This is a genomic window from Paenisporosarcina cavernae (genome assembly GCF_003595195.1).
Classification (GTDB): Bacteria; Bacillota; Bacilli; order Bacillales_A; family Planococcaceae; genus Paenisporosarcina; species Paenisporosarcina cavernae.
In genome coordinates, this window is the sequence record NZ_CP032418.1 from 91,720 (window position 1) to 104,164 (window position 12,445).

Genomic DNA, 12,445 nt, shown 5'->3' on the forward strand with positions numbered 1-12,445 from the left:
CAAACGTAAATATATGGTAAAATTCATGTAACGAGGTGATTTGGGATGGTAGCTTTACAAGAGTTGAAGATGTATCGAAATTTTGATGAGCTTGCTAGTGATGTGTTAGAACTTGCGAAAGAAATTTTGCCGGATAAATTGATTTATTTAACTTCATTTAGTGAAAACCAACAAATTATTCTTAAAATGTCGGATGGGAATACGAAGATTTTGTTGTCGGAAGGACAAGTAATTCCAATTCATGAAACGGTATGTAATCGAATTGATTTTGAAAAAAGACAGCCTTTAGTGTTTCCGGATATTTCAAAGGACACGTGTCCAGTGGATCTACGAACTATCATGAAAGAAGCAAAGATACATTCGTATTTGGGAATTCCTATTGCGTTACTTAATGGAGAGAATTTTGGGACATTATGTGTTGCGCATCATGAAGTAAGCGAGTTTGACGACAAGAGTATCGCGCTACTTCAAAAAATCGCAAGGATGTTTTCGTATTATTTGGATTTGGAGCGAGTGGCGTTTAAAGACTCATTAACCAACTTATACAATCGACACTATCTTTCTAAACATTTCGAGGACTATTCGAAAAATGGAGGAATGATTTTCTTTCTCGATCTAGATGGCTTTAAAAAAGTAAATGATGTCCATGGACATGATGTTGGAGACCGTGTGTTGAAAGAAGTTGCGGCAAAACTCCATCAGTTTGTAGAAAATGAGAAAGAATGTTTTGCTGTTCGGTTGGGTGGAGATGAGTTCATCGTGCATTTCTCTCACATTACGAGCGAAGAAGAAATGAAAAATCGAGCAGAAAAAGTGTTAGGCGTGTTAAGTGAGTGGGAGTCGGGATTTCCGCTCTCTACGAGTATTGGCATTGCACATTATTCACCCAACAGCACGATTTCTTTACATGATGTGTTGAAACGTGCGGATAATGCACTTTATCTAGCTAAAGCAGCAGGGAAGAATAGGTATCAAGTAGCTTGTTTATAATGCCAGTGTCAGAAACTAACATGATTATTTAAACAAAACCATCTGTTTAAACTTTCATAAATGTTTCATGCACTGGCACTGGAAGTTAAACTAATTCCATTCGAACTCTATAAAATACAATCCTCTTCCACGATGTGTATTAATTCTTTTAGTTGTTCAACACTTGCTTCAAGGGATAGAGAGTAATATCTCTGCGTTCCTTTTTTCTCCATTTGTACGAGTCCGTTGTCTTTTAATATCTTTAAGTGATGGGAGACAGCAGGTCTTGTTAAAACGGATTGATCTGCAATTTCATTGACGCTTAGTGTGTCATGTTCTGCCAACAACAAGATGATGTCTTGTCTTGCTGGATCGGCAAATGTTTGAAAGAGTGGAATACACGCTCTAAATACGTCTATTGCTGGTTGAGCCATTCTTAGTCACCTCAAATGATTATTATTTTTCTCCGGCTACATACTTCGCAACTTTGGCACCGACACTTCGAGGTAAGAATTTAGCGACAGTGGCTCCAATTTTGTTCGAGCTTCCCGTAATGATGACACGCTTTCCTTTTTGCATGCCTTCATATCCTAGAGTGGCAACTGTAGGTGCTTCCATGGCACTGCTAAACATTTTCGTTTTTTCCACATTTGCGACAGCACCAAAATTGGTTTTAGTAGCGCCAGGACAAAGTGTTGTAACAGTTACTCCCGTGTCTTTCAGTTCTTCCACCAGTGCTTCTGAGAAGGAAAGGACGTATGCTTTCGTCGCATAATAGACGGCCATCAAAGGACCTGGTTGAAAAGCTGCAGTGCTCGCAACGTTCATTATTTTTCCTGATTTTTGACGAATCATCTGCGGTAAGAAAGCATGTGTTAACTCGGTAAGCGCGGAAATGTTTAAGTGAATCATTTCTAGTTGCTTTTCAATATTTAACTCTTCGAACTTACCTAACAAACCAAATCCTGCATTATTTACTAAGGCATTAACATGAAGCCCTTTACTGTTGATGTCGTTAACCACTGCTCTCACGGAACCAGGTTGCGATAGATCCGCAGAAATCGTCGTAACGCTTATATGCGGAAACTCTGATTTGATCGCTTCTAATTTTTCTTCATTTCGAGCGACTAAAATGAGGTCATAGTTATCTTTCGCAAATAATTGAACAAATTCATAGCCTAACCCGCTTGTAGCACCTGTAATTAAGGCAGTTTGTTTCATTTATGTTCCTCCTAAATGTTAATATGTTTAAGTGTTTAAACATATGATGATTGATAAAAGAGAGATTGTCAATAAGAAAACCCCTCATCCAGTAGATGAGGGGCGGCGTCACGATACGTTATTTATGTGCTTTGCTTACTTTCAATTTCTTCCCTTTAATCGTCATGTTCTCCATGGCTTCAATTACTAGAGAACCTTTGCCATTCAAAATATCGACGTAGGACATGTTGTCGAGAATTTTGATAATGCCAATGTCTTCAGCGGTCACACCAGGAATATTCGTGATTGTTCCAACGAAGTCGACGGCACGAATCTTTTTCTTTTTCCCGCCACTAAAGTGAAGTTTCATAATGTCTTGGTTAATTCGAGCAGTACGGTTATTTTTCACTGCTCGTCTTCGATTTACTTTCTCGTTAAAATCGGCTGTTCCTTTTGCGACGTCTTCCGGACTTGGTGCATCGCTCACTTCAAGGGTAAAGCCAATATAATTCTCAATCGCTCGCATGAACTTGTCTTCGTATGGTGTTTTGAACGTGATTGCTTTTCCTTTATTCCCAGCACGACCGGTACGACCAGTACGATGGACATAACTCTCTTTTTCCATCGGCACGTCGTAGTTGACGACAAGGCTCACATTATCGATATCGATTCCTCTTGCTGCAACGTCCGTCGCAACTAAATAACGGAAGTTGCCCATTTTGAAGCCTTCCATAATGGCAAAGCGATCCTCTTGCTCAAGCCCTCCGTGTAATCGTTCACACGTGTAGCCTGCATCTTCTAGTTCCGCATACACCGTATCGACATTTTCTTTTGTGCGACAAAAGATTAAACAGCTATCCGGATTCTCCACAACGGTGACATTTTTAAGTAATGACATCTTGTGCTCTTCTTTTACTTCCATTAGAACATGTTCAATTGTATCCGCCGTCACGCCAGTTGACTCCACCTCGACGTGAATTGGATCGTTCATATAGCGGTGGCAAAGACTTTCAATATCTGTTGGTAACGTCGCAGAAAATAACATCGTGACGCGTGCACTCGGTAGCTCACGTATAATTCCTTCTACTTCTTCTAAAAAGCCTCGGTTTAACATTTCGTCTGCTTCGTCAATAATAAGATACTTGATATCATCTAGCACGAGTGTCTCGCGATCAATGTGGTCCTTCACTCGCCCAGGAGTTCCCACCACAATATGCGTTTTCTGTTTCAATTCATCTTTTTGTTTTGCGAACGGTTCTTTCCCGTAAAGAGCGAGTGCGTTTAGTCGTTTGAATCGACCGATATTCGTCATATCATCGCGCACTTGAACCGCAAGTTCTCTCGTTGGTGTCAGCACGAGGACTTGAGGATTCTTTACATCCCAAGCGATTAAATGAGCAACTGGAATACCAAAAGCGGCAGTTTTCCCACTCCCCGTTTGTGCTTTGACAACTAAATCTAGATTCTCTATTGCTAGTGGAATCACCTTTTGTTGGACTTCCGTTGGCGTATTGTATCTTAAAACGGAGAGAGCTCGAGTGATTTCCTCACTTAATGGATAATCGTTAAACGTTTTTGTATTCATGTTATAACCTCATTTGCTGGTTTTTCGTCCTATGGATAGAATTCTCGGCTAAAAAGTATTGTATGCATGTTCTGATTAAAGTTCATTATACGTGAAAAGAGGAGAGGAAGTTGGTTTTCTTTTCGTGTAGTAGAAAATCATTCATTTTGGCAAAGTAGGACATGCTACAATGAGAAAAGATAACTTTTTTTGGAAATAATGATAGGTGGAGGAAGTATGGCAAAACTAATTTTACAATTAATAGGACCTACAATTATGATACTGATTGGTTTAATCGTACTGAAAAATGTGCCCATTACATTTGGTTTATTTTACGGATGGTTAGCCGTTTTTTCGTTTTACCATCACAAGAAAAAACCTTCACCAAAATGGGGAAGTACACAGAAATCGGTTCTTCTTGGAATCATAAGTGGGTTACTCTGTCTCATTTCCATTTACGGCTCGGTCTATTTACTGCAGGAATCCGTGTTTGATTTGTCCGAGCTGAAAGAACTGCTGGTGGAGTGGAATTTTACTGGTTCAATGGTCATTTGGCTCGTGCTCTTTTTGATTTTCATTAATCCGATATTAGAAGAGCTTTACTGGCGGGATTACATGTTTGGAAAGCTAGTAAGCAAAGTTGGAGCAGGAAAATCTATTACAATAACCGCTTTTTTCTATAGCTTGTACCACTTGTTGTCTGTCTATTTTCTTTTTAGTTTTCCATTCAACTTCATTGCAGTAGTGGCTGTTTTTATTGCGGGAATCATGTGGGGGTACTTTCGATTTAAAACAAACTCTATTGTGGCGCCAATATTTAGTCACGCAATCGCCGATTTAGGTATCATGCTTGTGTACCTTCATTTTGTGATGTAAGAAGTATTTTTACACGAAAAGAGCACGTTGTCTCTTCATGAGGTAACGTGCTCTTATGTCTCATTGCAATTTAAGCGATCCTTCATCCTCCGTGTCCTCACTCATAGAGCGAAGAATCGAAAATCGATTCGCAGGTATTTTTTTATGAATAAACCCATGCATAGAAAGAGATTGCTCTTTCGTGTTCACCATATCTGGTTGGAAGAGATTATTCGGCACAATCAATTCTTTATTAAGGTGCGCTCCAGGTTTTATTTCATCGGGCAATTCTATTTCTACTTTGAACGGGTTTTCCTTTTGTCCGTTTGGCAGTTTAATATCATAACTTAAAAACAATTCACCATCCAAAATAGGATACATAGAAGTATTCTGTATTTCGATCGTATATGTAGTGACATGATCAGGCAATTCGGTTCGATCTGTAACAGTTAGTTGCACATTATTTAGTTCATCCAAATAGTTGATCTCGCTGCTTGACTCGCTCGGAGGATTAGCAGAGAGAGAATCTTGCACATTCCATTCGGAAATAAATGATTTCCCAAAAAAGACGATTAAAACGGTGACAAACGATAGAACGACCCAGTAGGTAGGCTGAAAACGCATGGAACGTTTGTCTATTTTCTGTATAGAATCAAACACATTATTTTTCTCGTTTGCACTAAAGGAAACGTGTTCGTTTACGTATCGTTTCAGTTTTGTCGAAACATCTTTATCAAATGGATCCATCGCGCTCATTCCTTTCTAGTTTCTTATGTAACGCTTCTTTTGCACGAAGTAATCGTGACTTAATCGTATTAATACTAAGGCTTAATATCTTACTAATTTCGTTCATGGTCATATCCTCATAATAATGGAGAATAAGGACTTCTTTGTATTTTGGAGACAACTGCGAGATAAACTCGATGAGCTCACCGTCTTGCTGATATGAATGATCGTAAGACATTAGTACTAGCTCTGGTACTGATTTTCGGTAATAAATATTTCTGAAACTCCATCTTTTCTTATAATCTTTGCATTTATTAATCGTTATTCGAATTAGCCAAGTTTTGTAGGAGGAATCTCCTTTAAAAGTATGTAATTGATGAAAGCACGTGATAAAAACCTCTTGCATAATATCTTCACTCTCTGTTAAATCATTCAAATACAAAAAGGCAATTCTTTTCAGATCATCGCCATACTCATGCATCAATTCGGATAAGATTTCCTCTCGCTTTTCTTTTGCCATGACCCCTGCAACACTCAAATTCTCCATTTCTTTACCACCTTCTTACCAATTAGACGATTCCCAAGTTGGAAATGACCCGTCATAACGAAATTTCTTCTAGATTTTTTTTTTCGTTCCTAAAAGAATTGAAACTCGCTGTTCTATGTATTCCTTTGGAAAACATATCGTGAATTTGTATTCGTCTTGCCAAAATGGTCGCATCTTTATGGCAGTATAACCTGGATCGTGAAAAGGAGGAATTCTTTTTAAGAAAATTAATTTTTATAAAATGGGAAGGAATTTGCGCGTTTTAATGTGTCTATTTACTATATGCGTATAAAAAAATAGACTTTTGCTAAACATAAGAATGAATCAATTTCATTTAAATGCCATAGTTTTTGTATATGCACTTTCTTTGTATCTAATAAGAGAAACGATACGAGCAAAGTCTTACTACAACGTAAACTAAGGTGAAAAATGAAGACGATAAAAATTTACATTCAGAGGAGTTTTGGTATGAGCATTGTTTCACGAATTGCGTTAGCACTACTTATTGTTGGGGGACTAAATTGGGGCTTAATCGGATTATTTCAATATGACTTAGTCGCGTCCATTTTTGGTGGACAAGATTCTTTCTTATCTCGATTGGTCTATGATTTGGTGGGATTAAGTGCACTCGTTTGTTTAGGGTTATTATTTAAACCGAGTGCCGAATTGGAAACGTCAAGAAGAGGTCAAACACGCTATTCCAATCCTAATTTACAAACAGAATTCGCAGAAGAATTTTATTTAGATAAGGATCAAATGAGAGAGAAGAAATAAGGCTGGAGAGAAATGACTTTTAGTAATAGTTGAATTCGTTAATCTAGAAATCAGCTGGATTAAATGTAATGAGGGAAAACAAGCATCCGAACGATACGTCGAAATTCTGTTAAGAAAATCGACATTGTTCGGATTTTTGTATCTAAGTATACAACTATTTTCTCAATACACACCAACATCATGAAGGGCTATACGTGTACATAGCGAATGTTCCCCAGTACTCGGTCGTTTGTAGCGAAGGGTAGGTCGAGTTAAAGTGAATGAGAATGGGGGAGTAATCCAAAAAAGAGTGGACTCGGAAAAATTTCCGATCGCCATAACGAATTGCTTGTAAAGCAAGTGGAAGTTCCCGTCGAAAGACAGCATTTCGTATGGATGCCATAGGTAAATTAAATTGAGCATCAATCTCCAAATATACATGATACACATAATGATCATTGACTAATTTCCATTCACCAAGTACTTCATCTCTCATCTGCGTAATTTTATCCTCTGCAAATCGAAACCCTATTGTTAAAAACAATTCTGCCGTGATATCCGAATGTGTCAATGTATAATGCCTAGGAATGATTGGCTGTGTCGGCGTCACACCATCTCTATATTCGACGAAAAGTTTATCGGGGTTAAACGTACTCAAGTAAACACTTCCTACCTTTTTTCTAGATAGTATGATTCGCTTGCGTTAGCTATTCATCCCTACTCGTAAACGATCGATTCTCAGACGTGGACGACCGATACTAGGAGTAGGCATCGATTCTTTGGGGTAGGCGATCGATTTTGGGGCGTAGGCGATCAATTCTCCTTAAAATTTCAACAATCCATTCCCATATTGAAAAACGAAACCCAAGGTCTTCGCGATAACTTGCGAGTACCTTGGGTTTATTCTCTTTAAATGAAGTCATTTTTAGATATCAATTTTTTTGCCATCTTTACGCCATTCTCGGAATTCTGCAGCTGCAGTAAAGAGAACGTCTGTAGAGGAATTGAGTGCTGTTTCAAAGGAGTCTTGAAGTACTCCGATGATAAATCCGACTGCCACGATTTGCATGGCGATGTCGTTTGGAATACCGAAAAGACTTGCGGCAAGTGGAATTAAGAGTAGTGATCCACCTGCAACCCCGGAAGCTCCGGCAGCACTGACTGCCGCAAGTACACTTAGAATAATGGCGGTCGCAAAGTCGACTTGGATGTCTAATGTGTGAACCGCGGCAAGCGTCATGACGGAAATCGTCACAGCAGCTCCGGCCATATTAATCGTTGCTCCTAACGGAATGGACACAGAGTAAGAATCTTTATGTAACCCTAACTCTTCACAAATTTTCATGTTCACGGGAATGTTTGCGGCTGAACTTCTTGTGAAGAATGCCGTGATTCCACTATCTTTTAAGCATTTAACTACTAGCGGATACGGATTTTGACGAATGAATAAATACACAATAAGTGGATTCACTACTAACGCAATGATGACCATGCATCCGAGTAACACGAGTAAAAGTTTTCCGTACCCAAGTAGTGATTCTAGTCCATTTGCGGTGATGGACTCAAATACTAATCCTAAAATTCCAAGTGGTGCAAACTTTATAATCCACGTTACGATAGTGGAAATGGCATCGGCAATATTTGCAATACCGGTTTTTGTAGTTTCTGCTGCATGCTTTAACGCAAGTCCGATTAGAACAGCCCATGCTAGAATTCCGATATAGTTAGCATTCATTAGGGCGTGAACGGGGTTATCGACCACGTTGAGGAGTAAATTTTTTAACACTTCCACAACACCACCAGGAGCTACAAGTTCCTCTGCTCCTTCTGTTAGTGTCAAGCTGACGGGGAATAAAAAGCTCACGACCACTGCCACAAGTGCTGCGACAAACGTTCCAACGAAATAGAGGCCAATGATTGTCTTCATGTTTGTTTTTTGCCCTTGTTTATGTTGCGCGATGGCAGAAATGACAAGGAATAATACTAAAATTGGAGCGACTGCTTTCAACGCACCAACAAATAACGTTCCAAAAAGAGCGACTGGTTTTGCAATGTCTGGAATCGTGACTGCAAGTACAATTCCGATAATCAGACCGAGCACGATTTGTTTGACTAAACTAATTGAGTTCCATTTTGACAGTAAACGCTTCATGGTGTAATCCTCCTCCAATAGTAAGATTGTCTGCATTTTCCGAGCTGTTCAATGGAGAAATACATGAGACATAATTTTTAGTAGTATATCGACTTTACACGCTTCTGACAATAGGAATTTTTGGAGTACGCTTGGAGCAAAGGAATGAAACGACAACGAGTACCTGTATCTTCATTCATTCACAAAAGAGGCATTCATTTTGGGCAATGAAACACCCTAAGCTATGTCCAACACGAGTTGGAAACTTAGGGTGAGGCGTTAAAGTTCTCTAAATTTCTTTAAGACGCGGGTGTTGAGAAGAATTAAAACAGTTGTGTAAACGAGAAGTCCGACAAGATATCCCCAAATGCCAGCAATTCCTTCTCCATAGACCATTACTTCTTTTATCGCAGTGGCACCATAAAAGATCGGCATCGTGTATGCTAAATAACCAAGATGGAACGGGATTAAATCGAGCGGAATTAATCCAGAGAAAAAGACTTGCGGAATAATCGTAAATGGAATCATTTGGACTACTTGTAACTCCGAGTCAGCAAAGACGGAAATAGTCGCTCCGAAGGATACGGCCGTCACGGCTAATAACACCATCGTTAAGACAACCCATCCGATATTGCCAGCTAGTGATAAGTTCAGGACATAAATGGCGTATACCACGAGTAAGACACTCTGAATAATGGCGAAAACTCCGTATCCCATGATGTACCCGAGAATGACCTCTAGACGTTTGATCGGCGTCATTAATAGCCTCTCGAGTGTCCCTCCTGTTCGTTCTCGAACAAGTGCCATCGCAGATATGATAAATACTAAGAAAAAAGAGAATAATGCGAGAAATACATAGCCTAGATTGTCAAAAGTCGACTGCTCTTCATTCCCAAAAAGAAACGTACGCTTGAGATTCGCCGAAGGACTGACCTTACTTAGAGCTTGTTGAATCGTTTGCAGCGTTTGTGTTGCTTTCGTTGATGGTTCCACAAGCGAAATGGTACCTTCTGTTGGAGAAGAAAGCGTCAGTACTGCATCGACTTGATCATATTGTTGGAGATACGTTTCTGGCGAGTTTGCTTCATCACTCGAAATCGATTCAATCGTGAGCGCTTCGTTCTGTAAGGCTTCCACGAGTTTTGCTGGAGTAGTAGACGTGTCGATCGCGACAATAGGGATATAGTCAGAGTCACTTAATAAGAAATAGACGAGCGTTAAGATGAGCAGTGGCGCAAACAAAATCATCATAATACTCCGTTTGTCATTAAGGGTCTGAAGAATGACACGCTTCGCTAAATGGATCATGTGACATTCCCTGCTTTCTGGTGCGAGGCAGCGGATAAAAACAGTTCTTCTATTCGACCATTTTCCGTTTTCTCCACTAACTCCGTTACACTTCCATATTCGATTAACGACCCGTTGTAAATTAATGCAGCGACGTCACATTCCAACACTTCCTCCATGACATGGGTGGAAATAATGATCGTTGTGCCGGAGTTTTTAAATGCTTGAAACTGTTGCCAAATGGTTCGACGAAGAACCGGATCGATTCCTACTGTGGGTTCATCTAAAAACAGAAAGTCTGGTTCGTGTAATAGCGCGATCGCTAGGGATAATCGTTTTTTCATGCCCCCGGAGTAATGTTTCACCAATTTTTTTCTGTCAGCAGTTAGCTCCACCAATTGTAAGACGTGTTCGATTCGAGCTGCTAGATGTGATTTTTCCATCGCATATAAGCCACTAAAAAAGTGTAAATTCGCTTCTGCAGATAAATCTGGATAAAGCGCATCGTTTTGTGGCATAAAACCAATCTTTTTCAGTAGTTCCATATTTGGCATTTTCGTTTCCGCAAACGAAACAGATCCCTCGTCCGCGTGCGTTGCGCCGATGATTAACCGAATTAACGTCGTTTTTCCAGATCCAGATGGACCGAGAAAACAAGTGATGTTGCCACTCGGAATGGTCAGCGAAATATCCTGAATAACAGGAACTTTGTCAAAACTCTTATGAACGTGCGATACGGTTATATCCATAAATGGACCTCCTTGAAATGGACTAAATGGTGCATGTATTCTTACAGTCGGATCCGAGAATTCAAGAGAGTTATTCGTGCACTTGTCGTACTTCAATTTGTCCTTCTCCATCGCCTTGGGGATCCGGCATTTTCATAGCCCACTTAAGCGCTTCTTCTCTCGAATCCACGTCCAGTAAAATAAACCCTGCGACAATGTCGCTTGGATTTTCGAATGGCCCTTCCGTTCGAACTGGTTCCGCTCCTGGTGAAGGATAGGAAATCTTCACGCCGTTCGAACTTGGATAGAGACCTTTTGCCATTACTCGAACCCCGGCAGCAACTAATTCCCGGTTGTATTTGGTCATAGCCTCTTGTAATTCTGCGCTTGGAAAATTCCCTGCTTCTGCATTTTTTGAGGCTTTCACCAGTATCATAAAAAGCATCGAACATTCTCCTCTCTTCAATGGATTAAAATGTGTATCGAGATACTTGCTCGTTTTCTATAAGTAAGCCGTTGACTTCACGAAAACCGGCTTTTTCATATAGTTGTTTGGCGACCTCATTTTCGGGTTCGTACGATAACGTAATCGTTGAATGGTGGGCTTCTTTTTGCTTGCGAATATCTTCAATGATAAGCTTTAACGCTTCTTTTCCGTATCCTTTTCCTTGATGGTGTTGGTCAATCATCATGCGGTAAATCCAGTACGACTGATCTTTTTCGTCTATTCCGAAGAGAGTAAAACCAACCATTTCATCCTCCGCAAAAATACCTTTCGCTTGGAAATGGTCCAGAAAATTTAATTGGGCAAGTGACACCACGTTTCGTGCTACAAATGTAAGCTGGTCGTCTCTTACCTGTAAGGAAATTGCTTTTAGCCAATTATGTTTTGTGATAGTTTCAAGATATAGCATGATTCCGAGCTCCTTTAATCTATAAACGTAGCGAAAGTACTTTTGTAGGTATATTCTGTTTTTTGGTAGAAAAGACCTCCTTTTATTTTGAAAAAAGGTGTACCGGGCCTTACTCGCGAATCTTATAACGAATTACCGTGTTCAGCATTTTATAAAAGAGGAGATTTCACATGAAAAAAACAGGTACTTTCTTTCTATCCATCATCCTTGCAACTAGTTTGGCTGCGTGTAATGAAGAATCGACGATGTACGGAGATGTTTTTGATTACAAAGATTCGTATGTGGGGGATAACAGTTCTGTCGTCGCAATTGTCAAGACGATGCCGGGCAATGAATCGGTTGATCAAATTGCGTTAGAAACAAATGAAAAACCATATGGGATCGAGATTTCCTATAAGGAAGAAGATACGTTTTTGGATGAACATAAACGAGGAGAAATCATGGTTTCGAATGCAACATATCTGTATACATTAGTAAAAAATGTCGAGATCATCACGTTTGTTTTTCCAGAAAAGGAATACCAATTGTCTAGACAAGAGGTGGAAGAATGGTATGGCCAAGAGTTAAGCGAGGTGGAAACAGAAGACCAACTTCAAACGCTTATGGAAGAAAAACTAGAGAATGAGAATGCGATTTCCGAGTTAATTCCACAATAGCGGTAGTCCGATAGGGAGTAAATGAGGGTTGGATACAGAATTTCAAGTGATCCAAGCGAGGATTACCACAAAATTTGCATACACTAAAGAAGGTTGCAACTATGTATCCTTCATT

At 39.7% G+C, this 12,445-nt stretch carries 15 protein-coding genes; 4 read left to right on the forward strand and 11 right to left on the reverse strand.

Features of this window, described 5'->3' with window-relative positions:
- Positions 1-45: 45 nt before the first annotated feature.
- The gene (locus tag D3873_RS00500; RefSeq protein ID WP_119882166.1) at positions 46-990 is read left to right on the forward strand and encodes a sensor domain-containing diguanylate cyclase; all 945 of its coding nucleotides are present in this window, start codon (positions 46-48) and stop codon (positions 988-990) included.
- A 107-nt stretch (positions 991-1,097) separates the two neighbouring features.
- On the opposite strand, the gene D3873_RS00505 is transcribed toward D3873_RS00500, so the two are convergent.
- The 3 genes from D3873_RS00505 to D3873_RS00515 form a co-directional block, all read right to left on the reverse strand.
- The gene (locus tag D3873_RS00505) at positions 1,098-1,403 is read right to left on the reverse strand and encodes an ArsR/SmtB family transcription factor (protein WP_119882167.1); all 306 of its coding nucleotides are present in this window, start codon (positions 1,401-1,403) and stop codon (positions 1,098-1,100) included.
- 22 nt (positions 1,404-1,425) lie between these two features.
- Positions 1,426-2,190 (reverse strand): SDR family NAD(P)-dependent oxidoreductase, encoded by a 765-nt coding sequence (locus D3873_RS00510; protein ID WP_119882168.1) that lies wholly within the window; start codon positions 2,188-2,190, stop codon positions 1,426-1,428.
- 118 nt (positions 2,191-2,308) lie between these two features.
- Positions 2,309-3,754 (reverse strand): DEAD/DEAH box helicase, encoded by a 1,446-nt coding sequence (locus D3873_RS00515; protein ID WP_119882169.1) that lies wholly within the window; start codon positions 3,752-3,754, stop codon positions 2,309-2,311.
- Between the two features lie 216 nt (positions 3,755-3,970).
- Here D3873_RS00515 and D3873_RS00520 point away from each other — a divergent pair, with 216 nt between their 5' ends.
- Positions 3,971-4,609 (forward strand): CPBP family intramembrane glutamic endopeptidase, encoded by a 639-nt coding sequence (locus tag D3873_RS00520; protein ID WP_119882170.1) that lies wholly within the window; start codon positions 3,971-3,973, stop codon positions 4,607-4,609.
- Between the two features lie 60 nt (positions 4,610-4,669).
- On the opposite strand, the gene D3873_RS00525 is transcribed toward D3873_RS00520, so the two are convergent.
- Complete coding sequence (locus D3873_RS00525; protein WP_119882171.1) at positions 4,670-5,335, reverse strand: hypothetical protein; 666 nt, start codon at positions 5,333-5,335, stop codon at positions 4,670-4,672.
- Entirely contained in the window at positions 5,322-5,861 is a 540-nt protein-coding gene (locus tag D3873_RS00530) for a sigma-70 family RNA polymerase sigma factor (RefSeq protein WP_119882172.1), read from the reverse strand. The genes D3873_RS00525 and D3873_RS00530 overlap by 14 nt, the downstream gene beginning before the upstream one ends.
- A gap of 468 nt (positions 5,862-6,329) precedes the next feature.
- Between D3873_RS00530 and D3873_RS00535 the strand changes: the two genes are divergently transcribed.
- A complete protein-coding gene (locus tag D3873_RS00535; RefSeq protein WP_119882173.1) occupies positions 6,330-6,635 on the forward strand; it encodes a DUF378 domain-containing protein in 306 nt (101 codons plus the stop codon).
- A 178-nt stretch (positions 6,636-6,813) separates the two neighbouring features.
- On the opposite strand, the gene D3873_RS00540 is transcribed toward D3873_RS00535, so the two are convergent.
- From D3873_RS00540 to D3873_RS00565, 6 genes are all read right to left on the reverse strand, one after another.
- Positions 6,814-7,272 carry a staygreen family protein gene (locus tag D3873_RS00540; RefSeq protein WP_119882174.1) on the reverse strand — a complete coding sequence of 153 codons (459 nt, stop codon included), beginning with the start codon at positions 7,270-7,272 and terminating at the stop codon, positions 6,814-6,816.
- Positions 7,273-7,539: 267 nt separating this feature from the next.
- The gene (sstT, locus tag D3873_RS00545; protein ID WP_119882175.1) at positions 7,540-8,766 is read right to left on the reverse strand and encodes a serine/threonine transporter SstT; all 1,227 of its coding nucleotides are present in this window, start codon (positions 8,764-8,766) and stop codon (positions 7,540-7,542) included.
- A gap of 258 nt (positions 8,767-9,024) precedes the next feature.
- Positions 9,025-10,053, reverse strand: a complete 1,029-nt coding sequence (locus tag D3873_RS00550) for an ABC transporter permease (protein ID WP_119882176.1) — start codon at positions 10,051-10,053, stop codon at positions 9,025-9,027.
- Positions 10,050-10,781 carry an ABC transporter ATP-binding protein gene (locus D3873_RS00555; protein ID WP_119882177.1) on the reverse strand — a complete coding sequence of 244 codons (732 nt, stop codon included), beginning with the start codon at positions 10,779-10,781 and terminating at the stop codon, positions 10,050-10,052. The genes D3873_RS00550 and D3873_RS00555 overlap by 4 nt, the downstream gene beginning before the upstream one ends.
- A gap of 70 nt (positions 10,782-10,851) precedes the next feature.
- Entirely contained in the window at positions 10,852-11,205 is a 354-nt protein-coding gene (locus D3873_RS00560) for a YciI family protein (RefSeq protein ID WP_119882178.1), read from the reverse strand.
- 25 nt (positions 11,206-11,230) lie between these two features.
- Positions 11,231-11,674, reverse strand: coding sequence for a GNAT family N-acetyltransferase (locus tag D3873_RS00565; protein WP_119882179.1), 444 nt, complete (start codon positions 11,672-11,674; stop codon positions 11,231-11,233).
- 170 nt (positions 11,675-11,844) lie between these two features.
- On the opposite strand from D3873_RS00565, the gene D3873_RS00570 reads away from it, so the two are divergent.
- A complete protein-coding gene (locus tag D3873_RS00570) occupies positions 11,845-12,330 on the forward strand; it encodes a DUF4825 domain-containing protein (protein WP_119882180.1) in 486 nt (161 codons plus the stop codon).
- The last annotated feature ends 115 nt before the right edge of the window (positions 12,331-12,445 follow it).

What these genes read in the sequence shown, in the direction of transcription:
- sstT (WP_119882175.1), bottom strand. Translation starts at nt 8,766, where the DNA reads ATGAAGCGTTTACTGTCAAAATGGAACTCAATTAGTTTAGTCAAACAA.
- D3873_RS00505 (WP_119882167.1), bottom strand. Translation starts at nt 1,403, where the DNA reads ATGGCTCAACCAGCAATAGACGTATTTAGAGCGTGTATTCCACTCTTT.
- D3873_RS00500 (WP_119882166.1), top strand. Translation starts at nt 46, where the DNA reads ATGGTAGCTTTACAAGAGTTGAAGATGTATCGAAATTTTGATGAGCTT.
- D3873_RS00525 (WP_119882171.1), bottom strand. Translation starts at nt 5,335, where the DNA reads ATGGATCCATTTGATAAAGATGTTTCGACAAAACTGAAACGATACGTA.
- D3873_RS00510 (WP_119882168.1), bottom strand. Translation starts at nt 2,190, where the DNA reads ATGAAACAAACTGCCTTAATTACAGGTGCTACAAGCGGGTTAGGCTAT.
- D3873_RS00570 (WP_119882180.1), top strand. Translation starts at nt 11,845, where the DNA reads ATGAAAAAAACAGGTACTTTCTTTCTATCCATCATCCTTGCAACTAGT.
- D3873_RS00560 (WP_119882178.1), bottom strand. Translation starts at nt 11,205, where the DNA reads ATGCTTTTTATGATACTGGTGAAAGCCTCAAAAAATGCAGAAGCAGGG.
- D3873_RS00520 (WP_119882170.1), top strand. Translation starts at nt 3,971, where the DNA reads ATGGCAAAACTAATTTTACAATTAATAGGACCTACAATTATGATACTG.
- D3873_RS00550 (WP_119882176.1), bottom strand. Translation starts at nt 10,053, where the DNA reads ATGATCCATTTAGCGAAGCGTGTCATTCTTCAGACCCTTAATGACAAA.
- D3873_RS00530 (WP_119882172.1), bottom strand. Translation starts at nt 5,861, where the DNA reads ATGGAGAATTTGAGTGTTGCAGGGGTCATGGCAAAAGAAAAGCGAGAG.
- D3873_RS00565 (WP_119882179.1), bottom strand. Translation starts at nt 11,674, where the DNA reads ATGCTATATCTTGAAACTATCACAAAACATAATTGGCTAAAAGCAATT.
- D3873_RS00535 (WP_119882173.1), top strand. Translation starts at nt 6,330, where the DNA reads ATGAGCATTGTTTCACGAATTGCGTTAGCACTACTTATTGTTGGGGGA.
- D3873_RS00555 (WP_119882177.1), bottom strand. Translation starts at nt 10,781, where the DNA reads ATGGATATAACCGTATCGCACGTTCATAAGAGTTTTGACAAAGTTCCT.
- D3873_RS00515 (WP_119882169.1), bottom strand. Translation starts at nt 3,754, where the DNA reads ATGAATACAAAAACGTTTAACGATTATCCATTAAGTGAGGAAATCACT.